The following is a 3993-nucleotide window of genomic DNA, read 5'->3' as shown; positions in this document are numbered from 1 at the left end:
TCCCCGTCCTGGTGCGGGCGCGGAACAGGATGGCGTTGACGGTTCCGCGGTGGTCGGCCCACCGCTGGCCTTTGCGGGGATGGGCGGGCATGAGCGGGGCGGGCAGGCCCCCTCGACGTCGGTGGGTTCAAGGCGCCGGACCACGTCGACACGCGGTACCAGAGCACCGGCTCACCCCGCGGACCTTCCAAGAAACAGGACCTAGCCGAGTCCTCCGGCCCTGGGAGGGGGCCGCTGACGGGTCGTCCGAGCGCGCCCCACGAGCGGGCGCGCTCGTGGGGTGCCATGGGGCCGGGTCGGGGCGCGCGGGGACGCCGTCCAGCGGCCTTCGAGGCGGAGCCGACCATAGTGGCGACGACCAGGCACAGCGGCTCGGAGCCGGTGGGCCGTGGCGGGCGCGGGTAGCGCCGTGCCTCCCGACCGTCGACCGCCACTCGCGTCGTTGACGAGGTATCGAAAGAGCCGGCGCCGAGGACAGCGCCAGGGCACCACGCGTGTGGAGGGCACCGGGGGCGGCTGCCATGCACGGGTCGCCGGTCTCCCCGCCGTGGGCGGGGACGGCCCGGCAGCCCGCCTCAGCGACCCGGAGTCGGTGATGCGGGTGCCCGGGCCGTGCGTGGCGACGTGGCCTCGGATGCCCTCTCCGCATGCGGCGGCACCCGCCCGAGGGCGGATCCGCTCGTCGGGCGCACCGGGCCGCCAGCGGTCCGCGGTGCACGCGCCCCGGTCCGGCGGCGGCCCTCCGTGAGCCGGACTCCGATCGCGCTCACGCGGCGGAGGACCGGTGGCCGAGCGGCGCCGCCGCTCCTGCCCGGCCGTCGCGAGCCGCCGGCCGCTCGGGCGCCCATCGTCCTCGGCGACCGCCGTGCGCCCCGGATGGACCCCGCCCATGGCGGCCCCGCCAGGCAGCCCGGCGCCACCCAGGCGCTCCGGTTCGAGGTGCCCCCGCACATCGCGCGGCCGCCCCTGCGGAGCACGCGGCGGCGGCCGCCGCCGTCCGCGTGCCGGGGCCGCACCGCACCGGCGGCGCGGCGCCACTCCGGCCGGCCGGACCGGATCCGACGGGCGGAGGTCCCTCGGGGCGGCCCGGCCCGGCCCGGGGCCCACCGCACCCGTCATCACGGTGAGTGAAAACACGTATCCGATCCGCGACAATGGCCGCGGGGTGCGTCCCCGGAACGAGGGGGACCGCTCGGAAAGGACGGTGGCACGTGGCGCCGGACGACCGGACCGGGGTGATCGCCAGCGATCCGCGCCTGGTGCGCCGCGCGGTGGGCGCCGCCGCGATCGGGAACGCCACCGAGTGGTTCGACTTCGGCGTCTACAGCTACCTCGCGGCGACGATCGGGAAGGTGTTCTACCCCGCGGCCTCCGAGGGCGTGCAGCTCATCGCCTCGTTCACCACGTTCGCCGCCGCCTTCCTGGTCCGGCCGCTCGGCGGGCTGTTCTTCGGACCGCTCGGCGACCGGATCGGGCGGCAGCGGGTGCTCGCCCTCACCATGGTCCTGATGGCCGCCGGCACCCTGTGCATCGGGCTGCTGCCGCCCTACGCGGCGATCGGCGTCGCCGCGCCCGTCCTGCTGCTCGTGGCGCGCCTGGTCCAGGGCTTCTCGACCGGCGGGGAGTACGGCGGGGCGACCACCTTCGTGGCGGAGTACGCCCCGGACCGGCGGCGCGGCTTCCTGTGCTCGTGGCTGGAGTTCGGCACCATCTGCGGCTACGTCGCCGGCGCGCTGCTGGTGACCGCCCTCACGGCGGCGCTGAGCCCCGCGGAGATGCTGAGCTGGGGGTGGCGGGTGCCGTTCCTGGTGGCCGGACCGCTCGGCGCGGTCGGGCTGTACCTGCGGCTCCGGCTGGAGGACACCCCGGCGTTCCGGACCGAGCGGCACTCGTTCCGGCGCGGCGCGGGCGAGGTGCGGACGCTGCGTGCGCAGTTCCGGGCGACGGTCCTCGCGCAGTGGCGGCCGCTGCTGCTGTGCGTCGGCCTGGTCCTGGTCTTCAACGTCGACAACTACCTGCTGACCGCCTACCTGCCCACCTACCTGTCCAGCGTGCTCGGCTACGACGAGGCGCACGGGCTTCTCGTCGTGCTCGTGGCGATGGCGGCCATGCTGCCGGTGATCGGCGCGGTCGGCCGGCTCAGCGACCGGATCGGGCGGCGGCCGGTGCTGATCTCCGGATGCGTCGCCTCGGTGGTGCTCGCGCTGCCGGCGTTCTGGCTGCTGCAGCGCGGTTCGGTCGCGGGGGTGCTGCTGGGGTCGCTGGCACTGGCGGCCGCGCTGGTGCACTTCTCGGGCGCCGCGCCCGCCACCCTGCCGGCCCTGTTCCCCACCCCGGTCCGCTACGGCGCGCTCGCCATCGGCTTCAACGTCTCGGTGTCGCTGTTCGGCGGCACCACGCCCCTGGTGGCCGAGGCGCTGGTCCAGGCGACCGGCAACCGCTACCTGCCGGCCCTCCAGATGATGGCGGCCGGTGTGATCGGCCTCGTCGCCGTGCTCGGTATCCGGGAGAGCGCGGGCCGGCCGCTGCCGGGCTCCCTTCCGGCCGTCGCCGCCCGCCCGGGTGACGGCCGACCCGGGTCCGGGCCGGAGGAGCCGCCCCCCGACGGTGCCGGCCGTCCGCGCCACCCGTGTTAGCGTTCACCAGCGGCCGGACGGCCGCCGAGCGGGGGAGACAGGGCACACAGCATGGTCACGCGGGAACGCGGCGCCGACCGACCGCCGGGCATGGCGGACGTCGCGCGGCTGGCGGGGGTGTCGCACCAGACGGTCTCGCGGGTGGTCAACGGGCACCCCAACGTGCGGGAGGAGACCCGGCGCCGGGTGCGGGACGCCATCGACGCGCTGGCCTACCGGCGCAATCCGGCCGCCCGCGCACTGGTCACGCGCCGCACGGCCATGGTGGGCGTGGTCGGGCCCAACACCACCCTGTACGGGCCGTCGAGCACGCTCGGCGCCATCGAGCGGGCGGCCGGCGACGTCGGATACGCCGTCACCGTCGCCGCGCTGCGCGACACGGGCCCGTCCTCGCTGGACGAGGCGGTCCAGCGGCTCGTCGGCCAGATGGTGGACGGCATCATCGTCATCGCCTCCCTGGGCTGGATGACCGCCGCGCTGTCGCACCGGCCGCCGGCGGTGCCGGTGGTGGTGGTCGACGGCGGTGCGGCGCTCAGCGCGCCGGTCGTGGCGGTGGACCAGTTCGCCGGCGCCCGCGCGGCCACGCGGCACCTGCTGGACCTGGGGCACCGCACGGTCGGCCACATCGCCGGACCGGGCGACTGGCTGGACGCCGCGGCCCGCCTGGAGGGCTGGCGCACCGAACTGGCGGCCTGCGGGGCGCCCGTCCCGCGCCCGTGGAGCGGCGACTGGAGCCCGCGATCGGGGTACGACGCGGGCCGGGAGATCGCCCGGCGCGGCGGCGTCACCGCCGTCTTCGCGGGGAACGACCACATGGCGCTCGGCGCGCTGCGCGCCTTCCAGGAGGCCGGCCTGCGGGTGCCCGAGGACATCGCCTTGGTGGGTTTCGACGACGTGCCCGAAGCCGCCTTCTACGCTCCGCCGCTCACCACGGTGCGCCAGGACTTCTCGTCGGTCGGCCGGCGCTGCATCGAGCTGCTCCTCGCCCGCCTGGAGGACGGTCACGAGGCGGCCGAACACGTGCTGGTGCCGCCGGAGCTGGTGGTCCGGTCGAGCACCTGTGCGCCGCGGAGCGCCGCCGGAGGGTGACGTCGACGCTGGCCCGCGCGTGCCGCGGCGCCCGGCGGCCGCTCGCCCCGACGCGGGGTCCGGCCCGTGCGGGCGGGACCGGTGGAGCGGCGCGCGGGAGTCCGCGGCCTTGGTCCCGCGGTGGCCGGGGGCCGGGCCCCCGCGCGCGGCATCGCACAGGCCACCCTCCCGGCGGCCGGCCGGGCTCCCCCGCGTCCGGGGCGGTCCGGCGGGTCAGCACCGCCCGCACCTCCCCTCCGGTTCGCCCGCCCGCCAGCCGTCCCGCCCG

2 protein-coding genes are annotated in these 3993 nt (G+C 77.1%); both read left to right on the top strand.

Annotated elements, in window-relative coordinates:
* Positions 1–1211 precede the first annotated feature (1211 nt).
* Entirely contained in the window at positions 1212–2636 is a 1425-nt protein-coding gene (locus DEF28_RS25810) for an MFS transporter (RefSeq protein ID WP_233515549.1), read from the top strand.
* Between the two features lie 51 nt (positions 2637–2687).
* Positions 2688–3725, top strand: a complete 1038-nt coding sequence (locus DEF28_RS25805) for a LacI family DNA-binding transcriptional regulator (RefSeq protein WP_233515548.1) — start codon at positions 2688–2690, stop codon at positions 3723–3725.
* The last annotated feature ends 268 nt before the right edge of the window (positions 3726–3993 follow it).

It is taken from the genome of Marinitenerispora sediminis (genome assembly GCF_003336425.1).
GTDB classification, from domain to species: Bacteria; Actinomycetota; Actinomycetes; order Streptosporangiales; family Streptosporangiaceae; genus Marinitenerispora; species Marinitenerispora sediminis.
The sequence above is the reverse complement of the archived record's forward strand: the minus strand, read 5'-3'. Positions and strand labels throughout refer to the sequence as shown.